Genomic DNA, 3,467 nt, shown 5'->3' with positions numbered 1-3,467 from the left:
ACCATATTCGCTAAAAGATCTGACGATCTATTTTCTTAAGCTGGGAACCTGGGGTTTTGGAGGCCCGGTAGCATTGGTGGGCTATATGCACCGTGATCTCGTGGAAGATAAGAAATGGCTGGCTGAGGAAGAATATAAAGAAGGGTTGGCATTGGCCCAGCTTGCTCCCGGTCCACTAGCTGCACAGTTAGGAATTTACATCGGGTTTGTACATTACAGATTACTGGGTGCCACCTTAATCGGTTTAGCTTTCGTGCTCCCATCGTTTATAATGGTGGTGATGCTGGGAATGGCCTACAAGTTATACAGCGGGCTTCCCTGGATGCAGGCCGTATTTTATGGAGTAGGTGCTTCTGTTATCGGGATAATTGCAATGAGTGCTTATAAACTCACCATTAAATCAATTGGCAAAATTAACTTGCCATCCATTAAATTAAACTGGCTGCTCTGGGTTTTCTATTTGTTCGGTGTGATCATAACAGTTATTACCCAGCGGGAAGAGGTATTATTGTTTCTTTTGGCTGGTTTGATCTATATGTTTATAAAAGCTCCTCCCCAATGGTTCAAAAAGCCGGTATTACCTTCCATTTTAGTAGCCGGTATTGGCTTCTGGGAGTATAACGCCGATGTCTTGATTAAGATAGCATTGTTCTTCACTAAGGCGGGAGCCTTTGTTTTCGGTAGCGGCTTAGCTATAGTCCCTTTTCTTCATGCGGGAGTTGTCCAGGAATACGAGTGGTTAACAGAGGCCGAATTTGTCGATTCAGTAGCAGTCGCTATGATTACCCCTGGACCTGTAGTTATTACTGTGGGTTTCATCGGCTATCTGGTAGCCGGGTTTCCTGGCGCATCGGTAGCTGCTTTAGCAACCTTTTTACCTTGTTTTCTGTTTACAGTTGTACTGGCTCCTTCTTTTAAAAGAATAGCCAAGAACAATAGTATCAAGGCGTTTGTTGATGGAATAACGGCTGCGGTTATTGGTGCATTGGTTGGTTCTGTGATCATCATCGCAACGCGAGCTATAATTGATATCGCTACTGCCATAATCGCTGTTGCATCTGTTTTGGTATTGATCTATATAAAGAAATTGCACGAACCATATATCATTCTGGTTGCTGCAATGATTGGAGTGGTTATTAAAAGCTTATAATCCTTTGGAGATAAATCCAATTCCAGATGGTTTGCCTGGTGGAGATAAGTCTTAAAATTATGATGCTTTATACAGCCGGGTAAAATATGCTTATGATGAAAAGCAAAATCGGACTCCTTCTTAAGAAAGGGGATCCCGATCTTTATGAAAAATAAAATTTATGAAAAATAGCCCTTTATCAGCACTATCCAGAAGAACATGGCTGAAAGCAAGCGCCATGGTTGTTGGTGCCTGTGTCATTGATGTGAAAACAGCTGATGCTTCCTTTCTGGAAAAGGCAAAGAAGACTCCTCCCTTGACTCCAGCAGAAATAACATCCATTGAAGCTGCAATAGGAAAGAAAGGAACCTATAAAGAAGCGGAAGCAACTCATACCACACCTTTGCCAAGAAACGATTTAAAGGTGACGCTGAAGGGTGAAACGGTTCCTATTTCATTTGGCTTTGGAGGCTGGGTTTCTATCAAAAAAACATTAGATGGAAAGTCAGCAGTATTAATGAGTGACTGTGTCCTTTTACAGGAAGAAGTTAATCCATTGATAACTGCCGCTCATGCAAACGGTTTGGAAGTAAGCGCTATTCACAATCATTTCTTTTACGAGGAGCCGCGTATATTTTATATGCATGTGCACGGAATGGGCTCTCCTGAAGAACTGGCAAAAAAATATGCAAATGCCATTGCACAGACCAAAATTTCACCAAAAAATCAACCCCCGGCAGGACCTCCACTGGCCAAAATGGGTAATGAAATTTTCCAAATGGCACAGCTTAACGACATCGTGAAGTATGAAGCAACTGTAAATGGTCCTACGATTAAATATACGATCGGGAGAGCTGACCTGACCATAACTGCAATGGGAGCTGAAATGACCGCATCTATTGGTTTAAACTCATGGGCTTCCTTTACAGGGTCTATGGAGAAGGCCTATATAGCTGGCGATATTGCAATGCAGGAACATGAAGTTAACGACGTAGTTAAATCGCTACGATCAAATAACATTGAAGTTGTTGCTCTTCACAATCATATGCTTGGAGATAATCCCAGGATTATCTTTCTTCATTACCTGGGTACAGTGCCAGCAGCGACGTTGGCTCAAAGCTTTAGAACTGCATTGAATCAATTGGGTAAAAGATCAGGTATGAATATGATGCACTAACCTGCGGCAGTAAACTTTTGAACATCATCTACAGAAGGCCATTTCCCTTTAGGAAATATTTATTAAGTTTACAGTGATTTATCAAGCCCACAAGCACAAAATCTACGAGCTCTCAAACTTTTAGGCCATGTGGAGCGAGACCGGAATACCGGATCACCTTGCAAAAGACGGGCGAAACGATTTGTCGACCACTCTTGAATCGATTTAATTAAGGAAGATACCTCAGATCTCTGGATTAAAAGGAACCGTCCTTTATGTTAGAGTTCATAACAATGCTATGAAAAAGAAGATTCTTATTATCGATGATGATCAGGATATTTTAGATATTACTAATTTCCTTTTTGAGCAGAAAGGGTATGAGGTCATTGCGTCACTCAACACGGATATTCTTTCTGAACTTTTCCAGATTACCCCAGATGTCATCTTGTTGGACGATTGGCTGGATGGCACAAGTGGGCATGAGGCCTGTAAAATTTTAAAAGCTGCAGAAGCCACCAAGCATATTCCTGTAATTATGTTTTCCGCTGTAATGCAGATCGAAAAGGTAGCGGAGGATTGTCTTGCGGATGGATTTGTTAAAAAACCTTTTGATATCGATACTTTGGTAGAAGTAATCGAGAGACATTTGACTGGCACATACAAATAACATTTCCTCTAGAAAAGTACCTAAGTTATTTACTTAAATTATACAAACCCTTTAAGCAATGGTGGCATTTGATAAAAAAGCTGAATTAGAATTAGCACATCGCCAGATGATTGAAGAAATACAGGATTACGCTATTATATTACTTGATATCGAGGGTCGCATTCTTTCGTGGAACAAGGGTGTAGAGCGTATTAAAGGGTATAAGCAGGAACAAATAATGGGACAGAACTTCCGCATCTTTTATTTGCCGTCGGACCGGCAGGAGCATCTTCCGGAGAGACTACTCGAACAAGCGAAAATAGAAGGAAGAGCTAAGCACATTGGTAGAAGACTTAGAAAAGATGGAAGCATCTTCTGGGGGAGCATATTGATTACCGCTTTACATGATGATGACGGGAATGTAGTAGGATTCACAAAGCTTACGAAAGAGCTTATGGATCATGAGATCGGCTGAAGTTGATATCCCGTCCTAACCCCGATTGTTCCTTAGAATATTAGTTTAGGGCGTTCGCATT

Annotated in this window: 4 protein-coding genes; all 4 read left to right on the top strand. The window is 41.3% G+C overall.

Features of this window, described 5'->3' with window-relative positions; genetic code table 11:
* The coding region (locus WBJ10_RS12655) for a chromate transporter (RefSeq protein ID WP_424290841.1) at window positions 1-1,150 on the top strand (1,150 nt) is incomplete at its 5' end.
* 160 nt (window positions 1,151-1,310) lie between these two features.
* On the top strand, window positions 1,311-2,306 hold the full coding sequence (locus WBJ10_RS12650) for a DUF1259 domain-containing protein (protein ID WP_424290839.1): 996 nt from the start codon (window positions 1,311-1,313) through the stop codon (window positions 2,304-2,306).
* Between the two features lie 277 nt (window positions 2,307-2,583).
* Complete coding sequence (locus WBJ10_RS12645; protein WP_424290838.1) at window positions 2,584-2,952, top strand: response regulator; 369 nt, start codon at window positions 2,584-2,586, stop codon at window positions 2,950-2,952.
* A 58-nt stretch (window positions 2,953-3,010) separates the two neighbouring features.
* Entirely contained in the window at window positions 3,011-3,406 is a 396-nt protein-coding gene (locus WBJ10_RS12640) for a PAS domain-containing protein (RefSeq protein ID WP_424290836.1), read from the top strand.
* Window positions 3,407-3,467 lie beyond the last annotated feature (61 nt).

This window comes from Daejeonella sp. (assembly GCF_049655485.1).
In the GTDB taxonomy this organism is placed as follows: Bacteria; Bacteroidota; Bacteroidia; order Sphingobacteriales; family Sphingobacteriaceae; genus Daejeonella.
The sequence above is the reverse complement of the archived record's forward strand: the minus strand, read 5'-3'. Positions and strand labels throughout refer to the sequence as shown.